The sequence below is a fragment of the Streptomyces sp. NPDC093510 genome, assembly GCF_040683555.1.
In the GTDB taxonomy this organism is placed as follows: Bacteria; Actinomycetota; Actinomycetes; order Streptomycetales; family Streptomycetaceae; genus Streptomyces.
The window spans coordinates 132,608-154,267 of sequence record NZ_JBFBEE010000018.1 but is presented as its reverse complement, the minus strand read 5'-3'; the positions used below and the strand labels follow the sequence as shown (position 1 = coordinate 154,267).

Here is a 21,660-nt window from a genome sequence, read left to right as displayed (position 1 = left end):
GGTGCGCTCTCGCCTCCTCCCGCTGCTGATCATCCTCATGGCGGGCGTACTGCTGGCGCTCGGTTTCCCGCTCGCCGTCAGCGTCGCCGCGGCCCAGCAGCAGAAGGTGGTCGTCGACCGGATCGACGACACGGCCCGTTTCGCCTCGCTCGCCCAGTTCGTCACCAAACGCCCCACGGGGCCTCTCGGGATAGGGAGCACCGACGAACGCCGCGAGACGTTGCAGATGGAACTCGACGACTACTACGACGTCTACGGCATCCGCGCGGGCGTCTTCTACCGCGACGACGGCGCCATGGCCCAGTCCCCGAACGACTGGTTCCTGCCCACCCACGGAGCCCTGCGTGACGCCTTCCAAGAGGCGCTCCGCTCCCGTGGCAGCCACAACCCCGAGCAGGTCTGGCCGTGGCAGCGGGGGCGGCTGGCCGTCGCCTCACCGGTGATCAAGGACGGCGACGTCATCGCCGTCGTCGTCACGGACTCACCGACCGGACGCATGCGTTCACAGACTCTGCACGGCTGGCTGCTCATCGGCGCGGGCGAGTCGGCGGCCATGCTCCTTGCGGTCGGCGCGGCGCTGCGGCTCACCGGATGGGTGCTGCGCCCGGTGCGCATCCTGGACGCGACCACGCACGACATAGCGACCGGACGCCTCAGATCCCGGGTCGCGCCCGCGGGCGGCCCGCCGGAACTCAGACGCCTGGCCCGGTCGTTCAACGAGATGGCCGACAACGTCCAGGACGTGCTGGAGCAGCAGCGCGCCTTCGTCGCCGACGCCTCCCACCAGCTGCGCAACCCGCTCTCGGCCCTGCTGCTCCGCATCGAGCTCCTCGCCCTCGAACTGCCCGAGGGCAACGAGGAGATCGCCTCGGTCCGCACCGAGGGCAAGCGCCTGGCCCAGGTCCTCGACGACCTGCTCGACCTGGCGCTCGCCGAGCACGTCGCAGCCGACCTGAGCCTCACCGACATCGGGGAGCTGGCCGCCGAGCGCGTCGCCTCCTGGCGGCCGCTCGCCGACGAGCGGGGCGTGCGGCTGACGGGCACATGCCCAGCCACCACCGGCTGGGCCGACCCGGTGGCCCTCTCCAGCGCACTGGACGCGGTGATCGACAACGCCCTGAAGTTCACACCCGAGGGAGGGCCGGTCCACGTGACGGTCTCCTCCAGCAACGGGACGACGACCGTCGTGGTCACCGACGGCGGCCCCGGCCTCACCGACGACGAGCTCGCCCGGGTCGGCGACCGCTTCTGGCGCAGCAACCGCCACCAGAACGTGAAGGGCTCAGGGCTCGGCCTGTCCATCTCGCGGGCGCTGCTCGCGGCGGGCGGCGGCTCCATCGCGTACGCACGCCACGAACCGCACGGGCTGAAGGTGACGGTCAGCGTTCCGCGCAGCGAGCCCCTCGGGCGGCCGTAGCCGCCGGGCGGCGGCTCAGGGCTTGACCGAGCGGTAGTAGCGGCGCGCGCCCTCGTGCAGCGGGAGCGGGTCCGTGAACAGGGCGGTGCGCAGATCCACCAGCTGGGCCGCGTGTACCTGATCGCCGATGTGGTCACGGCTGTCGATGACGGTGCGGGTCAGTCTCTCGGTCAGCTCGGGATCGGCCCGGTCCGTGGTCACGAGGAGGTTCGCCACGGCCAGCGTCGGCACGGCGGAACCCTGCTGGGCCTCGGGGTAGGCGTCGGCCGGCATCGTCGCGGCCCGGTAGTAGCGCGAGCCGCCGCCCTGCTTGTGCAGCGAGTCGACGAGGTAGCCGAGCTTCACGAGCTCGATGTCCATCTTGTTCGACAAGGTGCGCACGGAAGCGGTCGGAAGTCCGCCCGACCAGAAGAAGGCGTCGATGGAGCCCTTCTCCAGGAGGGCCGGCATGGTGTCGATGCCGGCGGAGACCGCCTTGATGTCCGTGACCGGGTCAAGGCCCGCCGCGTCGAGCACCCTGTCGGCTATCAGCCGCACTCCGGAGTGCTCCTGTCCGACCGCCACCCGCTTGTTCCGCAGGTCCTCAACGGTGTCGATCTTCGAGGAGCGGGGCACCACGAGCTGGACGTAGTCGTCGTACAGCCGCGTGCAGCCCCGCAGCCGGTGCCAGCCCGGTGCGCCGTCCAGGCGGTACGTCTCGACGGCGTCGGCGGCGGCGATGGTGAAGTCGGCCTTCCCGGTGGCCACCCGTGCGACGTTCTGCTGCGACCCCTCGCTGTTCAAAAGCTCGACGTCGACGTTCGGCATGTCCTGGGAGATCGCCGTCCGCAGGAGCTCTCCGTACCGCTCGTACACGCCCTTCTGCACGCCCGTGCTGAACCTCACCCGCCCGCTGGGGGAGTCCTCGTCCATGGGCACCAACCACCAGAGCAGCAGCCCGAACGCCACGAGGGCCGCGGCTGAACCTTGCAGGGCGCGGCGCCTGCTGATGTGCGGGAGTGCCTGGAACATGCGCGCGATCCTGCCAGTCCGCTCACCGTGATGACCAGGGGCGAGGTCACACGGCACCACTCCGGAGACCACCCCCTGATGCCGCGGTCCGAATCCGCGGGCACGCGCGCGTGGCGACCCCGTACCCTGGGGGGCGAGATGAGCGCGAAGACTTACGAGGTGCGCACCTACGGGTGCCAGATGAACGTCCATGACTCCGAGCGGCTCTCCGGCCTGCTGGAGGACGCCGGTTACGAGCGTGCGCCCGAAGGGGCGGACGGTGATGCCGACGTCGTCGTCTTCAACACGTGCGCCGTGCGCGAGAACGCCGACAACCGTCTGTACGGCAATCTCGGGCGCCTGGCGCCGATGAAGACCAAGCGTCCGGGGATGCAGATCGCCGTCGGCGGCTGCCTGGCCCAGAAGGACCGCGACACCATCGTCAAGAGGGCGCCCTGGGTCGACGTCGTGTTCGGCACGCACAACATCGGCAAGCTGCCGGTGCTTCTGGAGCGCGCCCGCGTCCAGGAAGAGGCGCAGGTCGAGATCGCCGAGTCGCTCGAAGCCTTCCCGTCGACGCTGCCGACCCGACGCGAGAGCGCGTACGCCGCGTGGGTCTCGATCTCCGTCGGCTGCAACAACACCTGCACCTTCTGCATCGTGCCCGCCCTGCGCGGCAAGGAGAAGGACCGCAGGACCGGCGACATCCTCGCGGAGATCGAGGCGCTCGTCGGCGAGGGCGTCTCCGAGATCACCCTCCTCGGGCAGAACGTGAACGCGTACGGCTCGGACATCGGCGACCGCGAGGCCTTCAGCAAGCTCCTGCGCGCCTGCGGCAAGATCGAGGGCCTGGAGCGCGTGCGCTTCACCTCCCCGCACCCGCGCGACTTCACCGACGACGTGATCGCCGCCATGGCCGAGACGCCGAACGTGATGCCGCAGCTCCACATGCCGCTCCAGTCCGGCTCGGACCAGATCCTCAAAGCGATGCGCCGCTCGTACCGGCAGGATCGTTTCCTGGGCATCATCGAGAAGGTCCGCGCCGCCATGCCGGACGCGGCGATCTCCACCGACATCATCGTGGGCTTCCCCGGCGAGACCGAGGAGGACTTCGAGCAGACGATGCACGTGGTCCGCGAGGCCCGCTTCGGGAGCGCCTTCACCTTCCAGTACTCCAAGCGCCCCGGTACCCCGGCGGCGACCATGGAGGGGCAGATCCCCAAGGAGGTCGTTCAGTCGCGCTACGAGCGCCTGGTGGCCCTCCAGGAGGAGATCTCTTGGGAGGAGAACAAGAAGCAGGTCGGCCGCACCCTGGAGCTGATGGTCGCCGAGGGCGAGGGCCGCAAGGACGGCGCCACCCACCGCCTGTCCGGCCGCGCCCCCGACAACCGCCTGGTCCACTTCACCAAGCCGGACACCGAGGTGCGCCCCGGCGACGTCGTGACCGTCGAGATCACCTACGCCGCACCGCACCACCTGCTGGCCGAGGGCCCCGTGCTCAACGTGCGCCCCACGCGCGCGGGAGACGCCTGGGAGAAGCGGAACGCCGAGGCGGCCGCGAAGCCCGCGGGCGTGATGCTGGGGCTGCCGAAGATCGGTGCTCCGGAGCCGCTCCCGGTGGCGACGGGCAGCGGCTGCGGCTGCGACTGACCGGGGGGGATCCTTCCGACACCGGTCGGTGGTCTTCGACAACAGCTGGAGCGGGACTCCGGAGGAGTCTCCTCCTAGGGCGCGTTACGCTGCGGATCATGCTTGTCGCCGCAGCCGTCTGCCCCTCTCCGCCGCTGCTCGTCCCCGAGGTCGCCGCGGGCGCCGCCCCTGAACTGGACGCCGCGCGCGCGGCGTGCTCGGACGCCATCGCAGTGCTCGCCGCCGCACGACCCGAGCGTCTGGTCGTGGTCGGTCCTGCCGACCGGAATGGCCGCGGAACGCATCCACAGGGCGCGCGCGGCTCCTTCCGCGGCTTCGGGGTGGACCTTGACGTACGGCTCGGGCCGACGCCGCGGTCCGAGCCGGACGAAGCCGCGCAGCGTGAACTTCCGCCGTCGCTCGCCGTGGCCGGCTGGCTGCTCGAACGTACGCGGTGGTCGACCGCCCCGGTGGAAGGCCTCGGTGTGGAGGAACCGCTTGCCGTGGAGCGGTGCATCCAGGCCGGAGAGGACATCGGGGCCCGCGCGGACCGGCTGGCACTGCTGGTGATGGGCGACGCCAGCGCGTGTCGCACGCTCAAGGCGCCGGGGTACCTGGACGAGCGGGCGGCCGGCTTCGACGCGGAGGTCGGGCGGGCGCTCGGTGCGGCCGACATCGCGGCGCTGAAGGCCCTGGACGCGGGTCTCGCGGCCGAACTGAAGGCGGCGGGCCGTGCACCGTGGCAGGTGCTCGCGGGGGCGGCGGACGGCGCGGCGCTGGCCGGGGAGCTGCTCTACGAGGACGCGCCGTACGGCGTGGGGTACGTGGTGGCCGCCTGGTCGTAGCCGGGCGCTGCCGGGTCGCCGGGGCCGCATCGTGCGGCAGCCCCGAGCCGGGCATGCGCAGGCGGCGGAGCGGACATGCGGAGGCGGCCGCGAAGCAGTGTGCTTCGCGGCCGTCCGCCGCTGCGGTTCAGGCGGCCGGAGGGGGCGTGGGAGGGGCGGTGCCACCGCCCGCGTCCTTGCCCTGGTCCGGCCCGGCGAGGCGGTCGACGGCGCCCTTGGCCTTCCCCGTACCCGTCTGGATCTTGTCGCTGTACTTGCCCTTGGTCTTTTCGTCGACCATCTTCGCGGCCTTGTCCAGGCCCTGGTCGATCTTGTCCCCGTGCTGCTGCGCGAGGTGCGAGACCTTGTCCTTGGCAGGGGCGAGCTTGGCTTTCAGTTGGTCCAGGAAGCCCATGGGTCCACCTTCCCTCGCTGGGGAGCTACTTGCGGGCGCCCTCACCGGCCTCGTTGTCGGCGGCCGCCTCGGCGGACTGCTGCTTCGGGATGTCCACGCCGTCCGCGTCCGCCGCTTCGGCGGCCTCCGCGGACTTGTCCTCGGCAGCGCCCTCGGCGACCGCGTTGTCGGCGGCCGCCTCGGCAGCGGGCTTCGAATCGGTGTCGGCCTCGGGGGACCCCTCGGCCGCTTCCGGCTCGGCCGTCAGTGTGTCCGCAGCTGCCTCGGTCGTCGACGCCTCTTCGCCGTCCTTGGCCTTCCGGCGGAACCGTGCAAAAACGCCCATATCTACTCCATACGGTACTCGTGTGGGCGAAATCCCGCCCCGCCCGGTGCGTCTCATTGCGTCGCCCGGGTGATCGGTCCTCGAAACCGGCGGCCGGAACCTCGCAACAGGCAACGACCTCGGAGCCGTGCCGTCACGTAGCTCGTTCGGGGACGGGGCGCGCAGTTTGCGAGACTGGGGCGGTGAGTAGTGCAACCCCCGCCCCGCGGGTCATCGCCGTCGTCGGTCCGACCGCGGCCGGAAAGTCCGATCTGGGCGTTTTCCTCGCCCAGTGTCTCGGCGGCGAAATCGTCAACGCCGACTCGATGCAGCTCTACCGAGGGATGGATATCGGCACCGCCAAGCTGACGCTCGACGAGCGCGGCGGTGTGCCCCACCACCTCCTCGACATCTGGGACGTCACGGAGGCGGCCAGCGTCGCCGAGTACCAGAAGCTGGCCCGCGCCGAGATCGACCGCCTCCTCGCCGAAGGGCGCTGGCCGATCCTCGTCGGCGGCTCCGGACTCTACGTCCGGGGAGCGGTGGACCACCTGGAGTTCCCCGGCACCGACCCCGACGTACGGGCCCGCCTGGAGGAAGAGCTCACGCTGCGCGGCCCCGGAGCGCTGCACGCCCGCCTCGCCGCCGCCGACCCCGAGGCGGCCCGGGCGATCCTGCCGAGCAACGGCCGCCGGATCGTCCGCGCCCTGGAGGTCATCGAGATCACCGGCAAGCCCTTCACCGCCAACCTTCCTGGCCACGACTCCGTCTACGACACCGTTCAGATCGGCGTCGACGTGGCACGCCCCGAACTCGACGAACGCATTGCCACGCGCGTGGACCGCATGTGGGAGCGCGGCCTGGTCGACGAGGTCCGCGAGCTGGAGGCGCAGGGGCTGCGTGAGGGGCGCACGGCATCCCGCGCGCTCGGCTATCAGCAGATGCTCACGGCGCTCGCGGGAGAGTGCACGGAGGACGAGGCACGCGCCGAAACGGTGCGCGCCACCAAACGCTTCGCGCGCCGCCAGGACTCGTGGTTCCGCCGCGACCCGCGGGTGCACTGGCTCAGCGGGGCCGTGGCCGACCGCGAGGAACTCCCGGCACGCGCACTGGCGTTGGTCGAACGACCGGTCACAGCCTGATCACGTGATGGCATCGGGACGCTCCGGCGGTCATCCCGGCACCTGACGCCGTGCCATCATCGACCATCGATCGACCGGTGAAGTCCGAAGTGGGAGGGCGCGTGGCGATGGAGGCCGGCCCTCGTAACACCGCGCATGACGGCGGAGAGCAGCTCAGCCCCGACGGTCCCGACGAGACCGCGGGCGGCGTGACGGACGACGGTCCCGACGCGGACGAGATGTCGGCGGAGGCCGAGGTCGAGGTCGAGCTGCGTCCGCAGCCGCGCCTGCGCGTCTGGCAGCTCGCGCCCATCGTGATCCTGGCCGCGGTCGGATCCCTGATGTTCGCGTTCCCGCTTGCCTTCGAGTTCGGCGACGGCGGCGCCGTCGTCGCCATGCTCGGCCTGCTGCTCAGCTGCTGCGCCGCGGGCTGGGGAATGATGGCCGCCCGCCGAGTGGGCCACACCTGGCCGGGTCTGCCCGAGCGCGGCTCCGGGCGCCGTCCGGACTGGCGGGTCGTCTCCGCGTACGCGCTGCTGTTCCTGGGCGCCGTGGTCCTCGCCGTGTGGCGCGTGGCCAGACTCCGCTGAGGCCACCCCGCCCGGCCCCCGACCCCGGCCGGACCGCGTGCCCCGTTTGTCGTACCCACCCCGTACGATCGAGGAATGAGCACGCGGATCGCCTTCCTCAAGGGGCACGGGACCGAGAACGACTTCGTGATCATCCCTGACCCCGACAACACCGTCGAGCTGCCCCCGGCCGCTGTCGCCGCCCTCTGCGACCGCCGCGCGGGCATCGGCGGGGACGGCCTCCTGCACGTCGTGCGCTCCGCCGCCCACCCCGAGGCGCGCCACCTCGCGGACCGCGCCGAATGGTTCATGGACTACCGCAACGGCGACGGGTCGGTCGCCGAGATGTGCGGCAATGGAGTGCGCGTCTTCGCCCGGTACCTGCAGCGCGCGGGGCACGCCGGTGAGGGCGACCTGGCAGTGGCCACCCGGGGTGGCGTGAAGACCGTGCACATCGCCAAGGCAGAGTCCGGGGGCGACATCACCGTCGGGATGGGCAAAGCGCTGCTCCCCGAAGGGGACGTCACCGTCTCGGTCGGCGACCACCGCTGGCCCGCGCTCAACGTGAACATGGGCAATCCGCACGCGGTCGCCTTCGTCGACGACCTCTCCGAAGCGGGCAATCTCTACGACGCGCCGCCCTTCAGCCCCGCCTCCGCCTACCCGGACGGGGTGAACGTCGAGTTCGTCGTCCCCCGCGGCCCGCACCACGTCGCCATGCGCGTGCACGAGCGGGGCGCGGGCGAGACCCGCTCCTGCGGCACCGGCGCGTGCGCCGTGGCCGTGGCGGCGGCCCGCAAGGACGGCGTGGATCCGGCCGTGACCGGAGCCCCGGTCACGTACACCGTCGATCTGCCCGGCGGGCGCCTCGTGATCACCGAGCGGCCCGACGGCGAGATCGAGATGACGGGCGGCGCGGTGATCGTCGCCGAAGGGGAGATCGTGCCCGAATGGATCGAAACGGCAACCGCATGAACTGTCGCTCGAATGGGTGATCCGTTTCACGCTCGGCGAGAGCCGGTCAGCACCCCGTGATGGGCTCGGTAGCATCAAGCACCGGCCCGGACGGAGTACGCCGCCGTCCGCTCACCGCCGGTCGAAGCAGCCGGAGGTGCTCATGAGTGCGGAGGCCACGAACCCGGCCACGCCCGGCCCCGTGACGTCCGGGGCCCAGCGCAGGCGCGGCCGCGCCCGTCTCGACCTGCGCAGGCTCGGTCGCGCCGCCCTGCTCGGCTCCGGCACCAGGGACCGCCTGCCCGACGCGATCGGCCATGTGGCGGAGGCTCACAGGAGCCACTATCCGGACGCGGACCTGGAGCCCCTGCGCCGTGCGTACGTCCTCGCCGAGTCCTCGCACCGCGGCCAGACGCGCAAGAGCGGCGAGCCGTACATCACGCACCCGCTCGCGGTGACCCTCATCCTCGCCCAACTCGGCGCGGAGATCACGACCTTGACCGCCTCCCTGCTCCACGACACCGTCGAGGACACGGACGTGACGCTCGACCAGGTGCGGGAGGAGTTCGGCGAAGACGTCTGCTATCTCGTGGACGGCGTCACGAAGCTGGAGAAGGTCGACTACGGAGCGGCGGCGGAGCCCGAGACGTTCCGCAAGATGCTCGTCGCCACCGGCAACGACGTACGCGTGATGTCGATCAAGCTCGCCGACCGGCTGCACAACATGCGCACCCTGGGTGTCATGCGCCCCGAGAAACAGGCCCGCATCGCCAAGGTCACCCGGGACGTACTCATCCCGCTCGCCGAGCGTCTCGGTGTGCAGGCGCTCAAGACCGAGCTGGAGGACCTCGTCTTCGCGATCCTCCACCCGGAGGAGTGCGCCCAGGTCAAGGCCATGATCGCCGCCAACGAAGAGAGTGCGGACGACCCCCTCGGGGACATCGCGGGCGAGGTGCGCGGTGTACTGCGCGACGCGGGCATCACGGCCGAAGTGCTCATCCGGCCTCGTCACTCCGTGTCCGTTCACCGAGTGCACCGCAAACGCGGCGATCTGCGTGCCTCCGACTTCGGCCGCCTCCTCGTCCTCGTGAACGAGGACGCCGACTGCTACGGAGTCCTCGGGGAGCTGCACACCTGCTTCACGCCGGTCGTGTCCGAGTTCAAGGACTTCATCGCCGTACCGAAGTTCAACCTCTACCAATCGCTGCACACGGCCGTGACCCGCTCCGACGGCGAGGTCGCCGAAGTCCTCATCCGTACGCATCAGATGCACCAGGTCGCCGAAGCCGGTGTCGTCGCCCTGCGCAATCCCTACGCTCCTCCTTCGGAGGAGCCGTCCGAAGGTGCCGACGACGAGCGCGTGGACCCCACCCGGCCCGGCTGGCTCTCCCGGCTCCTCGACTGGCAGCAGGCCGCCCCCGACCCCGACACGTTCTGGTCGACGCTTCGGGAGGACCTCGCCCAGGACCGCGAGATCGCCGTCTTCCGGCCCGACGGCGGCACGCTCGGCCTGCCCGCGGGCGCCAGCTGCGTGGACGCCGCGTACGCCCAGTACGGCGAGGACGCGCACGCCTGCATCGGCGCGCGCGTGAACGGCCGCCTGGCGACGCTCAGCACGGTCCTGAGGGACGGCGACACGGTCCAGCTCCTCATGGGCCAGGACCTCACCTCCGGACCCTCACGCGAGTGGCTGGACCACGCGCGTACGCCCGCCGCGCGGATCGCCATCCGGCGCTGGCTCACCACTCACCCGACGCCCGCGCCGACACCGTCCGTGCAGCGGCCGCCCCAGCAGGTCCCGGCCCCCATGCCCAAGCCGGACACCTCCGAAGCGTCGCGGCCGGCCGCCGCCAACGCCGTCGTGGACCGCGAGGGCGCGAGCGTGCGCCTCGCCGGCTGTTGCACGCCGGTGCCGCCCGATGAGATCACCGCCTTCGCCGTCCGCGGGGGTGTCGTGACCGTCCACCGGGTCGGCTGCCCCGGAGGGGAGCGCATGAAGGAAGTGGGGCGCGCGGAGGTCGGCGTGCACTGGGGGGACACCGCCGAGTGCCGTGTCACCCTGATCGCCGAATCGTTCGGCCGGGCGCATCTGCTCGCCGACCTCACCGAAGCGATCGCCCTCGAAGGAGTGGCGATCATCTCGGCGACCGTGGAACCACCGACCCAACAGCGCGTGCGCCATACGTACACGCTGCAACTGCCCGACGCCGCGCACCTCCCGGGCCTGATGCGGGCGATGCGCGCGGTCCCCGGGGTGTACGACGTGAACCGCGCCCAGCACCCCGCAGCCGCCGCCCACTGAGAGCGAGCCGTCGGCACGGAAGCGTTGGCCCAAGGGGCGTTGCCCGGCCCCCGACGGCGACTCGTTCGAGTGGCGCGGAGCGCGCCGTCACGTGCTGACAACGCGCGCGCTGATAGCGGTGGTTCATGCTGCTCACCCCTCGGACCACGGCCCCCCGGCCGAAGGCCCTCCGCACCCACCGCACGGCCGCAGCCCTGATCGCGGCGGCCGCGTCCACAGCGCTCCTCGCGGCCGGCGCACCGTCACCGGCCACACCGCTCGGCATCGGCGACCGGCTCTTCCCGCACCTGGGCAACCCCGGGTACGACGTGCAGTCGTACGACATCGCCTTCACCTACCGCGGTGACAACCGCAAGCCGCTGGACGCCGTCACCAAGATCGACGCTCGCACGACCCAGCACCTGGACCGCGTGAACCTCGACTTCGCGCACGGCAGTGTGCGTTCTGTCGAGGTGAACGGCGAGCGCGCACGCTTCGAAAGCAGCGGCGAGGACCTGGTCGTCACACCGTCCGCGCCGGTCGGGCCCGGTGAACGCATGCTGGTCACCGTCCGGCACACCAGCGACCCCATGCCCGCGAAGGGCACCGAGGGCGGCTGGCTGCGTACCGGCGACGGACTCGCCATGGCCAATCAGGCCGACGCCGCCCACCGGGTCTTCCCGTGCAACGACCACCCGGCGGACAAGGCAGAGTTCACGTTCCGGATCACCGCGCCCAAGGGGCTCACCGCCGTCGCCAACGGCCTCCCGGTCGCCACGACCCGGCACGGCGCCGCCACCACCTGGGCGTACCACTCCCACCACCCCATGGCGACCGAACTGGCCCAGGTGTCGATCGGCCGCTCGACCGTGGTGCGCCGGGAGGGACCGCACGGCCTTCCGGTACGCGATGTGGTGCCCACCAAGGACCGCGAGATCCTGGAGCGCTGGCTGAAGAAGACACCCGGCCAGATCGGCTGGATGGAGCAGAAGGTCGGGCGTTACCCCTTCGAGGTCTACGGCATCCTGATCGCCGAGGCGAAGACCGGCTTCGAACTGGAGACGCAGACGCTCTCTCTCTTCGAGAGAGAGATCTTCACCCGCCCCGAGTACCCGGAGTGGTACGTCGACGCGATCATGGTGCACGAACTCGCACACCAGTGGTTCGGCGACAGTGTCAGCCCGAAGTCCTGGTCGGACCTCTGGCTCAACGAGGGCCACGCCACCTGGTACGAGGCCCTCTTCGCCGAGGAGAAGGCGGACCGGCCCCTCGTCGACAGGATGCGGGCCGCCTACAGCCACTCGGACCGCTGGCGTGCGGCCGGCGGGCCCCCGGCCAAACCGAAGGCGCCCGCGCCCGGACAGAAGATCAGCCTCTTCCGTCCCGTCGTCTACGACGGCAGTGCCCTGGTGCTCTACGCCCTCCGCCAGGAGATCGGGCGCGACGCCTTCGAACGCCTGGAGCGGAAGTGGGTCCGCGCCCACCGCGACGGCAACGCCGAGACCGCCGATTTCGTGCGGCTCGCGTCCCTGGTCGCCGGGCGTGATCTGAGCGGCTTCTTCGACGCCTGGCTGTACGGGGAGAAGACGCCGCCGATGCCGGGGCATCCCGACTGGAATTCCGGGAAATAACCCAGATGACGAGACGGGCCGTGCCGTGCAACCATCATCGGGTCGACGGCGCGGTCCATCAGGGACATCCCCTCGGGGACATCTCAGGGCACGACCGGCCGGTTCCGGGAATCTCCGGGCCACCCCGGGCGTTGTCGACTGTGACGGATCCCGCATCCGTCGCGCTTTCCCATCGACGAATCGACGTAAGGACCAAATGACCTCCTCTTCTTCCCCTTCCCAGGACGCACAGAGCTTCGCGCAGAACTACCCCGAAGGTCTTCGGGCCGATGCCCTGATGGAAGAGGACGTCGCCTGGAGCCACGAGATCGACGGAGAGCGGGACGGCGAGCAGCTCGACCGCTCCGAGCGCGCGGCTCTGCGCCGCGTCGCGGGCCTCTCCACCGAGCTCGAGGACGTCACCGAAGTCGAGTACCGACAGCTCCGCCTGGAGCGAGTGGTGCTCGTCGGAGTGTGGACTTCGGGAACGGTCCAGGATGCGGAGAACTCCCTCGCCGAGCTGGCAGCGCTCGCCGAGACCGCGGGCGCACTCGTGCTCGACGGTGTCGTCCAGCGCCGCGACAAGCCCGACCCGGCGACGTACATCGGCTCCGGCAAGGCCCTGGAGCTGCGCGACATCGTGCTCGAGACCGGTGCCGACACCGTCGTCTGCGACGGTGAGCTGAGCCCCGGCCAGCTGATCCACCTGGAAGACGTCGTCAAGGTCAAGGTGGTGGACAGGACCGCCCTGATCCTCGACATCTTCGCCCAGCACGCCAAGTCCCGAGAGGGCAAGGCACAGGTCGCCCTCGCGCAGATGCAGTACATGCTGCCGAGGCTCCGTGGCTGGGGTCAGTCGCTCTCCCGTCAGATGGGTGGCGGCGGCGGTGGCGGCATGGCCACCCGTGGCCCCGGTGAGACCAAGATCGAGACGGACCGGCGACGGATCCGCGAGAAGATGGCGAAGATGCGCCGGGAGATCGCGGAGATGAAGACGGGCCGCGACATCAAGCGGCAGGAGCGCCGGCGGAACAAGGTGCCGTCGGTCGCGATCGCCGGGTACACGAACGCGGGCAAGTCCTCCCTGCTCAACCGCCTCACGGGCGCGGGCGTCCTGGTGGAGAACGCGCTGTTCGCCACCCTCGACCCCACAGTGCGCCGGGCCGAGACGCCGAGCGGCCGGATCTACACCCTGGCGGACACCGTCGGGTTTGTCCGGCACCTGCCGCACCACCTCGTGGAGGCCTTCCGCTCCACGATGGAGGAGGTCGGCGACTCCGACCTGATCCTGCACGTGGTGGACGGTTCGCATCCGGTGCCGGAGGAGCAGCTTGCCGCCGTGCGCGAGGTGATCCGCGATGTGGGCGCCACCGACGTGCCCGAGATCGTGGTGATCAACAAGGCGGACGCGGCGGACCCGCTGGTCCTCCAGCGCCTGCTGCGCAACGAGAAGCACGCGATCGCGGTTTCCGCGCGCTCCGGTGCCGGCATCGACGAGCTGCTCGGGCTCATCGACAGCGAGCTGCCGAGGCCCGAGGTCGACATCGAGGCTCTCGTTCCGTACACGCACGGTCAGCTCGTCTCGCGCGCCCACGCCGAGGGCGAGGTGCTCTCCGAGGAGCACACCGGCGAGGGCACCTTGCTCAAGGCCCAGGTGCACGAGGAGCTCGCCGCGGAGCTGGCTCCGTATGTGCTGGCGGCGCACTGAGTTCGAGTGCCTCACCAGGTAGTTCGCATGGCGAAGGCCCGCCCCCTTCTGTAGGGGGCGGGCCTTCGCCATGTCAGGTGTGCGGTGCGGCTACTGAGCGCCGTACTTCTTGCTCATCATGTCGTAAACCTGCTCGGCGCCCCTGCCGAGCTGGGGGCCGGCCAGCCAGGTGGTCTCGGCCGGGCCGATCGAGGTGTTCGACACGAGCTTCGTCTTGTCGCCCACCATCCGGAACCAGCCGCCGCCGGACGAACCGCCGGTCATGGTGCAGCCGATGCGGTACATCGTCGGCAGGGACGGCGACAGCGAGAGCCGGCCCGGCTTGTCGACGCACTTGTGCATGATCAGGCCGTTGTACGGCGGGGCGGCGGGGTAGCCCCAGGCGCCCATCGAGCTCACGCTCTGTGCGGCCGGGGTCGAGAAGTCGACGTCGAGCGCGTTGCCGACGGTCTCCTCAAGGGACTTGCCGCCCTGCTCCGGCTTCACGTGCATCACGGCGTAGTCGTACGTGGCACCCGCGCCGCCCGTCGGGCCGCCGCCGTTGATCCACTCGTTGGAGGTCGAGACCCAGTCGGCCCAGTACTGGCCGTAGGGGGCGATCTCCTGTGGGGCCGCGTTGCGCAGTGCGGCCTCGGGCTTGCCCAGGTCGTTGTAGGAGGGAACGAAGGCTATGTTGCGGTACCAGCCGCCGTTCTGACCGGCGTGCACGCAGTGGCCCGCGGTCCACACGAGGTTGGACTTGCCGGGGTTGCGCGGGTCCTTCACGACCGTGCCCGAGCAGACCATCGAACCCTTGGGGGAGTCGAAGAAGATCTTCCCGACCGGGGCCGCGTTGTCGTGGTACGGCGTCTTCTCGCGCTTGGCCTGGACCGGGGTCGGCTCGGGGTCGGTCGCGCCCTGGTCGGCGGTCGCGTCCTTCGCGGCGATCGTCTTGTTCGGGTCCTTGGCCTTCTGCATCCGCTCGGGCTTCCAGAGCCCTTCGATGACCGGGTTGGCGAAGTCTCTGGCCTCGCGCACCCAGTCGCTCTTGTCCCAGTTCTTCCAGGCGCCGTTCTTCCAGTCGTCCAGGTCGATCCCGTTGTCCTTGAGCTTGTCGGCGAGGCCGTCGGGCAGCTCTGTGTCGGAACCGGAGTCGGAGCCGTCGGCTCCCTGAGACGTACTGGTGTCGGGCTTGTCGCTCGCCTTGTCGTCGCTCGGGCCACAGGCCGTGGCGGTGAGCGCCAAGGTCGCCGCGAGCCCGGTGGCGGCGAGCGCGACCCGCCGTCCGCGGCTGCGCGCGAACGGCGCACGAGTGGAACGCATGGTGCTGGTACCCCCGATGGAACGTGTAATTGCCATGAACGTGTCATGTGTCGGCGCGGAGCTCCGTGAAGTCCGATGTGACACAACACCCCACTATGCCTGTGAGGTTGGGTACGAACGGCGGCGGGGTGGTGAAGGTTTCCGGTGCCCCGCCGCCCGCATTCCTACTGGTCGGCGAACTTCTTGCTGACCGCGCTGTAGATGCCCTTGGCCTCCTTGCCGAGGCGCGGACCGGCCAGCCAGCCCGACGTCACCGGGCCGATGGAGGTGTTCGACACCAGAGCCGGCTTGCCGTCCTGACCCTTCGCGACCCAGCCGCCACCGGACGAGCCGCCGGTCATGGTGCAGCCGACGCGGTACATCGTCGGGTCGGGCTTGCTCAGCGACAGCCGCCCCGGCTTGTCGGCGCACTGGAACAGCTTCTGGCCGTCGAACGGCGGCGCCGCCGGGTATCCGGTCGCCGTCATGGTGTCGATCTGGGGCACCGCCGGAGCGTTGAAGTCCACCGGAAGCGCGGAACCGACCGTCTCCTCGAGCGACTTGCCCTCGCTGCCCTTCTCCGGCTTCACGTGAATGACCGCGAAGTCGTACGGCGCGCCCTTGCCGCCCGTCGGGCCGCCCTGCTCGATCCACTGGTCGGACGTCTGCGCCCAGTCACCCCACCAGACACCGTAGGGAGCGACCTCTTCCTTGGGGGCGTTCTGCAGCTCCTCGGCCGACTTCCCGCTGTCGTTGTACGAGGGGACGAAGATCATGTTGCGGTACCAACCGCCCTTGGCGCCGGCGTGCACGCAGTGGCCCGCCGTCCACACCATGTTGGACTTGCCCGGGTGGGCCGGGTCCTTGACGACGGTCGCGGAACAGACCATCGAACCCTTGGGGCCGTCGAAGAAGAGCTTGCCCGACTCGGCGACCTGGTCGTGGTACGGCGCCTTCACGGCGGCCGCCTCCACGGGCTTCGGGGTCGGGTCGGTGACGCCCTGGTCACCGGAGATGTCGCTGTCGTCCACGCCCCGGTCGGGGTTCTTGTCGGCGTCCCTCATCCGGTCCGGGTCCCACAGGTCCTCGATGATCGGATTGACGAACTCGCCCGCCTCGCGCAGCCAGTCGTCCTGGTTCCAGTTCTTCCAGGCGCCGTTCTTCCATTCGTCCAGATCGATCCCCTTTTCCTTGAGCTTGTCCTTCCAGGCGTCAGGGATCTGGATCTTGTCGTCGCCGTTGCTGTCGCCGGGCTGCGCCGAGGACGAGTCGCCGCCGGCGTTGTCCTCGCTGGGACCGCAGGCCGTGGCGGTCAGTACGAGCGCCGCGCCGAGCGCCACCGCTGCCACGGGGGAGGTTCTGGTGCGCGCGCTCCTCCTGTTGCGAACGGTGAAGAGCGGACGTATGGGTCGCATCGTGAGAATCCCCCTGGGCCTCGAAATTGTTCCAAAGTGCTGGACATCCGGGTGTTGGGCACCCGTTGCCACCGGTGCGGCACCCCTCCGCTGGATTTGCTCGGGTTTGCTCGGGGGAGCGGTGCACCTGTCGCTGATGAACGGCCCCCACACTATGCCGGTGCGGTTGGGGACGGCCGACGGAAGGGCAACGGTTCCGTCACGGCAAGGATCTTCCCGTTACCCGTGATCCCCCGAGGCTTTCGTCGTTGGTACGTACGGGGGAGCCGCGGCCTGCGTTCATCCCCCTGCCAACTCGCCCGCGCGTACGCCCACATGAGCTCCCCCGAGCCGCGTCGGACGGACGCGCTCGTCCGCAGCGGGAGGACCAACAGTCGTGGCCGTGACCGAGCCGGCGCCCGCGGCAGTGTCCGCAGGGAATTCCGTAACGCAGCCTGTGACACAGCCCGCAACGCAGCCCGTGACGCAGCATGTGACGCCGAGCGCAGCGCAGACCGCGCAGCAGCCAGCGCCCCAGCAGCCCACACCGCAGTCGGTGCCACACAGCGCGCCGCAGACGGTGACTCACCCGGCGGCGCACACCACGGCGGATCTCTCCGTGCACTCCGCGGCCGAGGAGGGGATCCTGCGCCGCCAGTCGGCGCGCGAATCGGCTGCACGCACCTATGCGCGAGCCCTGCCGATCGTGCCTGTCCGGGCCCGCGGCCTGACGATCGAGGGCGCTGACGGACGGCGTTACCTCGACTGCCTCTCGGGCGCCGGGACCCTGGCGCTCGGCCACAACCACCCCGTGGTGCTCGAAGCGATCAGGAAGGTCCTCGACTCCGGGGCGCCGCTGCATGTCCTGGATCTGGCCACGCCCGTCAAGGACGCCTTCACCACCGAGCTCTTCCACACGCTGCCGCGCGGCCTGGCGGAGCGCGCGCGGATCCAGTTCTGCGGCCCGGCGGGGACGGACGCGGTGGAGGCGGCGCTGAAACTGGTCCGCGCCGCCACCGGCCGCGACAACCTCCTCGCGTTCACCGGCGCCTACCACGGGATGACAGCCGGGGCGCTCGAAGCATCCGGCAGCGCATCGAGCGTACGGGTCGCGCGCCTGCCCTATCCGCAGGACTACCGCTGCCCGTTCGGCGTCGGCGGCGTGCGCGGCGCCGAACTGTCCGCCCGGTGGACCGAGAGCCTCCTCGACGACACCAAGTCGGGCGTCACGACGCCCGCAGGCATGATCCTGGAACCGGTACAGGGCGAGGGCGGGGTCCTTCCGGCACCCGACGCCTGGCTTCGCCGAATGCGCGAGATCACCGCCGCGCGCGGTATCCCGCTCATCGCCGACGAGGTGCAGACGGGCGTCGGCCGCACCGGAGCCTTCTGGGCCGTCGAGCACAGCGGCGTCGTCCCGGACGTGATGGTGCTCTCCAAGGCCATCGGCGGCAGCCTCCCCCTGGCGGTCGTGGTCTACCGGGACGACCTCGACCTCTGGCCGCCCGGCGCTCACGCGGGCACCTTCCGCGGCAACCAGCTCGCCATGGCCGCAGGCGCGGCGACCCTCGCGTACGTCCGCGAGAACGGTCTCGCCGAACGCGCCGCCACCCTCGGCGCCCGCATGCTCGCCCAACTGCGGACCCTGGCCGCCGACCACCCCTGCGTCGGTGAGGTACGCGGCCGGGGACTGATGATCGGCGTGGAACTGGTGGACCCCGCTTCGGCCCCGGGCCCGAGGTCGAACACGAGGCCGGCAGCACACGGGGAACCGGTACCGGAGACGGCTGACCCGGCCACGGGGGAGGAGCCGCAGGTGGGGCCAGGGTCAGGGACGGTCCCGTCCTCGACCACCTCCAACCAGCGCGCGCACTCCGACACTTCGCCGACGACCACCCGAGCCGGGGCCGCGCCCACCCCGACGGCCACCGACCGGCACAGCCCACCCGTGGACGACCTCTTCACCACCGCACGTCCTCGCCCGCCGGCTCCCGAACTGGCCGCGGCCGTACAGCGCGAGTGCCTCCGCCGTGGGCTTATCGTCGAACTCGGCGGCCGCCACTCCAGTGTCGTACGACTCCTGCCTCCCCTCACTCTCACCGACGAACAGGCGGTCGCGGTTCTCGACCGTCTCGCCGACGCGATCGCCACCGCAGCGCGTGCCCACCACGAATAGCCAAGACGGACCCGGGCCGTTCCCGGCGGGCGCGAGCCGCCGGGCGCGCACCGGACCTGTCGCCACACGGAGCCCCGAACAACCTCACAAGGAAGCCCTCTTGAACGCCACCCCCGCATCCAAAGGCCGCCCCCAACCCCACGCCCCAGGCACGTGCGGAGCGCACACCGTGGCGGAGTCCGGTACGGTCCCACGGCAGAAGGGTGGCGGCCAGGAGGCCGAGCACCTGTGCGGCACGTCCACCGATCTGCTGGAGCACCCCGACCCGCATATCGCCGCACAGGCGGCCGCCGTCGAGAACCTCCTGCGCTGCTGGGTCAGGGAGAACAACATTCCCGCCCCGGACCGAGGCGTACTGCGCATCCCCCTGGAGGCCAGCGGAACGGCCTTGCTCGTCCCCGTGCACTACTGGTCGGCCACCGGCTGGCACCGCTTCAGCCTCCCGTACCTGGCGGACGGCCCAGCCGGCGCCCCGCCCGTGGACGCCGTCACCATCGCCGCCCTCCTCGGCCGCGAGACGGCCCGCCGCGCCACGGAGCCGACAGGAACCGCCCAGGGAGGACCGGACGGACAGGGCGAGCAGGGCAGGCAGGGCGAGCAGGGCAGGCAAGGCGGGCAGGGCGGAGAGTTCACCTCGGGCGCCCCCGCCGGAGCAGCTGAACCGGCCGGGCCGGGCGACGGAGCCGACCTGGTGGGCCGGGTCGCCGACTCGGTCCGGCGCACGACCACGTTCATCGCCGACCGCCGCAACAGTCCCGACGACGAGTCCGACCTTTTCCTCGCCGCCGAACAGTCCCTGCTACTCGGGCACCCCCTGCATCCGACCCCCAAGAGCCGCGAGGGCCTGTCCGACACCGAATCCCGCCTGTACTCACCGGAGTTGCGCGGCTCCTTCGCGCTGCACTGGCTGGCCGTCGACCGCTCCGTACTCGCGACCGACTCGGCCTGGACCGAGCGCGGACGCGCTGTCCCCGCCGACCAGCTCACCGCCCGCCTCGCGGGCCCGGGTCTTCCGCTCCCGGACGGCCGCGCAGCCCTGCCCGTGCACCCCTGGCAGATCCGCGAGCTCCGGCACCGGCCCGCGACCGCAGAGCTTCTCGACGCCGGACTCCTCCAGGATCTCGGCCCTCATGGCGACTCCTGGCACCCCACCTCCTCCGTCCGCACCCTCTACCGCTCCGGCGCCGCCGCCATGCTGAAGCTCTCGCTCGGCCTGCGCATCACCAACTCCCGGCGCGAGAACCTCCGCAAGGAACTCCACCGCGGCGTAGAGGTCCACCGCCTGTTGCGCAGCGGCCTCGGCGAAGAGTGGCAGGCGGTCCACCCCGGCTTCGACGTGGTGCGCGACCCGGCATGGCTCGCCGTCACCGACCCCGACGGCGCACCCGTCCCCGGGCTCGACGTCATGGTCCGGCACAACCCCTTCCGCCCCGGCGACGACGCCACCTGCATCGCCGGACTCGTCTCGCCGAGGCCATCGACACTGCCGGCCTCACAGGACAGCTGTGCGATGCGTTCCCGGCTCGCCGAAACCGTCACACGGCTGGCCGGACGAACGGGCCGCCCCAGAGGCGCCGTTGCCGCCGAGTGGTTCCTGCGCTATCTCGAAACCGTCGTACGCCCCGTGCTGTGGCTGGACAGCGAGGCAGGAGTCGCCCTGGAGGCGCACCAGCAGAACACCCTCCTCATGCTCGATCCCGACGGCTGGCCCGCGGGCGGCCGCTACCGGGACAATCAGGGCTATTACTTCCGGGAGTCCCGGCGTGCCGAACTCGACCGACGCCTTCCCGGCATCGGTGAGGACAGCGACACTTTCGTCTCCGACGAGGTGACGGACGAGCGGTTCGCCTACTACCTCGGCATCAACAACGTCCTCGGCCTCATCGGGGCTCTCGGTGCCGAACGGCTCGCGGACGAACGTCTGCTGCTCGCCGCCTTCCGCCGCTTCCTCGGTGATGTCGCGTCGGGACCCGACAGGCTGCGCACCTCGCTGCCCGCGACCCTGCTCGACTCACCCGTGCTGCGGTGCAAGGCCAACCTGCTGACGCGGCTGCACGGCCTCGACGAGCTGGTCGGCCCGGTCGACACCCAGTCCGTCTACGTCACCATTCCCAACCCCCTCCATTCCTGAGGAACATGCCCTCCCTCTGCTGACAGGAGCGACGACGTGCCTCCCCCCGACGCGAGCACCGATGCAGGGACCGAACCCGCCGCTGCCGGCGCCGACTGCGCGGACACCCTCGATCTGCGCCTGCCCGACGAGCTCGTCGCGCTGCTGGCCGAAGGTGACAGGCGAGCCGCAGCGGTGGAGGACGATCTCCTGGACGGCGTCGGAGGATGGGGGCCTGCCACCACCGCCGCCGGTGTCTTCCACCTCGTGCCCGTACGCCTCGAACGCGATCTCCCGCTGATCAGCCGCTGGATGAACGACCCCGCCGTGGCCGCCTTCTGGGAACTCGCAGGTCCCGAAGACGTCACGGCGGCCCACCTGCGCCGCCAGCTCGACGGAGACGGCCGCAGCGTCCCCTGCCTCGGCGTGCTGGAAGGCACGCCGATGAGCTACTGGGAGATCTACCGGGCCGACCTCGACCCCCTGGCCCGCCACTACCCATCGCGCCCGCATGACACAGGAATTCACCTCCTCATCGGCAGCGTCGCCAACCGTGGCCGTGGCCTCGGTACTTCATTGCTGAGAACCGTCGCCGACCTGGTGCTCGACCACAGGCCCTCCTGTGCGCGTGTCGTAGCCGAACCCGACCTCCGCAACACCCCCTCCGTCTCCGCATTCCTGAGCGCCGGCTTCCGCTATTTCGCCGAGGTGGATCTGCCCGACAAGCGCGCGGCCCTCGTGGTCCGTGACCGGGCCCTGCGCAACGTACTCCGACCCGATCACTCTCAGTAACGATGCTCGACCCGATCCGGTTCCCTCACTGAGGAGTCCCCGTGCCGAATCCGTCCGCCAGCCCGATTCCCGGCCCCTCCACCGA

The 21,660-nt window shown here is 70.8% G+C and carries 17 protein-coding genes; 12 read left to right on the top strand and 5 right to left on the bottom strand.

Going from position 1 to position 21,660, the window contains the following annotated elements; translation table 11 throughout:
- The first annotated feature begins 1 nt into the window (after position 1).
- Entirely contained in the window at positions 2 to 1,417 is a 1,416-nt protein-coding gene (locus tag AB0N81_RS27920; protein WP_365362964.1) for a HAMP domain-containing sensor histidine kinase, read from the top strand.
- 15 nt (positions 1,418 to 1,432) lie between these two features.
- Here AB0N81_RS27920 and AB0N81_RS27915 read toward each other — a convergent pair whose 3' ends face one another.
- A complete protein-coding gene (locus tag AB0N81_RS27915; protein ID WP_365362962.1) occupies positions 1,433 to 2,428 on the bottom strand; it encodes a TAXI family TRAP transporter solute-binding subunit in 996 nt (331 codons plus the stop codon).
- Between the two features lie 138 nt (positions 2,429 to 2,566).
- Between AB0N81_RS27915 and miaB the strand changes: the two genes are divergently transcribed.
- Both miaB and AB0N81_RS27905 read left to right on the top strand, forming a co-directional pair.
- The gene (gene miaB / locus AB0N81_RS27910; protein ID WP_365362960.1) at positions 2,567 to 4,057 is read left to right on the top strand and encodes a tRNA (N6-isopentenyl adenosine(37)-C2)-methylthiotransferase MiaB; all 1,491 of its coding nucleotides are present in this window, start codon (positions 2,567 to 2,569) and stop codon (positions 4,055 to 4,057) included.
- A 98-nt stretch (positions 4,058 to 4,155) separates the two neighbouring features.
- Positions 4,156 to 4,881, top strand: a complete 726-nt coding sequence (locus AB0N81_RS27905) for a class III extradiol dioxygenase subunit B-like domain-containing protein (protein WP_365362958.1) — start codon at positions 4,156 to 4,158, stop codon at positions 4,879 to 4,881.
- 127 nt (positions 4,882 to 5,008) lie between these two features.
- Here AB0N81_RS27905 and AB0N81_RS27900 read toward each other — a convergent pair whose 3' ends face one another.
- Together AB0N81_RS27900 and AB0N81_RS27895 are read right to left on the bottom strand one after the other, a co-directional pair.
- A complete protein-coding gene (locus AB0N81_RS27900; RefSeq protein WP_365362956.1) occupies positions 5,009 to 5,275 on the bottom strand; it encodes an antitoxin in 267 nt (88 codons plus the stop codon).
- 25 nt (positions 5,276 to 5,300) lie between these two features.
- Positions 5,301 to 5,600 carry a hypothetical protein gene (locus AB0N81_RS27895; protein ID WP_365362954.1) on the bottom strand — a complete coding sequence of 100 codons (300 nt, stop codon included), beginning with the start codon at positions 5,598 to 5,600 and terminating at the stop codon, positions 5,301 to 5,303.
- 182 nt (positions 5,601 to 5,782) lie between these two features.
- Between AB0N81_RS27895 and miaA the strand changes: the two genes are divergently transcribed.
- The 6 genes from miaA to hflX all read left to right on the top strand — a co-directional run bounded on the left by miaA (position 5,783) and on the right by hflX (position 13,822).
- Positions 5,783 to 6,721, top strand: coding sequence for a tRNA (adenosine(37)-N6)-dimethylallyltransferase MiaA (miaA, locus tag AB0N81_RS27890; RefSeq protein ID WP_365362952.1), 939 nt, complete (start codon positions 5,783 to 5,785; stop codon positions 6,719 to 6,721).
- A 107-nt stretch (positions 6,722 to 6,828) separates the two neighbouring features.
- Positions 6,829 to 7,290: a hypothetical protein gene (locus AB0N81_RS27885; RefSeq protein ID WP_365363047.1), complete on the top strand. Its 462-nt coding sequence runs from the start codon at positions 6,829 to 6,831 to the stop codon at positions 7,288 to 7,290.
- A gap of 75 nt (positions 7,291 to 7,365) precedes the next feature.
- Positions 7,366 to 8,244, top strand: coding sequence for a diaminopimelate epimerase (dapF, locus tag AB0N81_RS27880; protein ID WP_365362950.1), 879 nt, complete (start codon positions 7,366 to 7,368; stop codon positions 8,242 to 8,244).
- A gap of 142 nt (positions 8,245 to 8,386) precedes the next feature.
- Positions 8,387 to 10,525, top strand: a complete 2,139-nt coding sequence (locus tag AB0N81_RS27875) for an HD domain-containing protein (protein ID WP_365362948.1) — start codon at positions 8,387 to 8,389, stop codon at positions 10,523 to 10,525.
- A 125-nt stretch (positions 10,526 to 10,650) separates the two neighbouring features.
- Complete coding sequence (locus AB0N81_RS27870; RefSeq protein ID WP_365362946.1) at positions 10,651 to 12,135, top strand: M1 family metallopeptidase; 1,485 nt, start codon at positions 10,651 to 10,653, stop codon at positions 12,133 to 12,135.
- A 196-nt stretch (positions 12,136 to 12,331) separates the two neighbouring features.
- Positions 12,332 to 13,822, top strand: a complete 1,491-nt coding sequence (gene hflX / locus AB0N81_RS27865; protein WP_365362944.1) for a GTPase HflX — start codon at positions 12,332 to 12,334, stop codon at positions 13,820 to 13,822.
- Between the two features lie 90 nt (positions 13,823 to 13,912).
- Here the strand turns inward: hflX and AB0N81_RS27860 are convergent, their stop codons facing one another.
- Entirely contained in the window at positions 13,913 to 15,124 is a 1,212-nt protein-coding gene (locus AB0N81_RS27860) for a hypothetical protein (RefSeq protein ID WP_365362942.1), read from the bottom strand.
- Between the two features lie 164 nt (positions 15,125 to 15,288).
- Entirely contained in the window at positions 15,289 to 16,518 is a 1,230-nt protein-coding gene (locus AB0N81_RS27855; protein ID WP_365362940.1) for a hypothetical protein, read from the bottom strand.
- Between the two features lie 559 nt (positions 16,519 to 17,077).
- On the opposite strand from AB0N81_RS27855, the gene AB0N81_RS27850 reads away from it, so the two are divergent.
- The 3 genes from AB0N81_RS27850 (at position 17,078) to AB0N81_RS27840 (ending at position 21,575) form a co-directional block, all read left to right on the top strand.
- Positions 17,078 to 18,673, top strand: coding sequence for a diaminobutyrate--2-oxoglutarate transaminase family protein (locus tag AB0N81_RS27850; RefSeq protein WP_365363045.1), 1,596 nt, complete (start codon positions 17,078 to 17,080; stop codon positions 18,671 to 18,673).
- A 226-nt stretch (positions 18,674 to 18,899) separates the two neighbouring features.
- Complete coding sequence (locus AB0N81_RS27845; protein WP_365363043.1) at positions 18,900 to 20,804, top strand: IucA/IucC family protein; 1,905 nt, start codon at positions 18,900 to 18,902, stop codon at positions 20,802 to 20,804.
- Between the two features lie 36 nt (positions 20,805 to 20,840).
- Positions 20,841 to 21,575, top strand: coding sequence for a GNAT family N-acetyltransferase (locus tag AB0N81_RS27840; protein ID WP_365362938.1), 735 nt, complete (start codon positions 20,841 to 20,843; stop codon positions 21,573 to 21,575).
- The last annotated feature ends 85 nt before the right edge of the window (positions 21,576 to 21,660 follow it).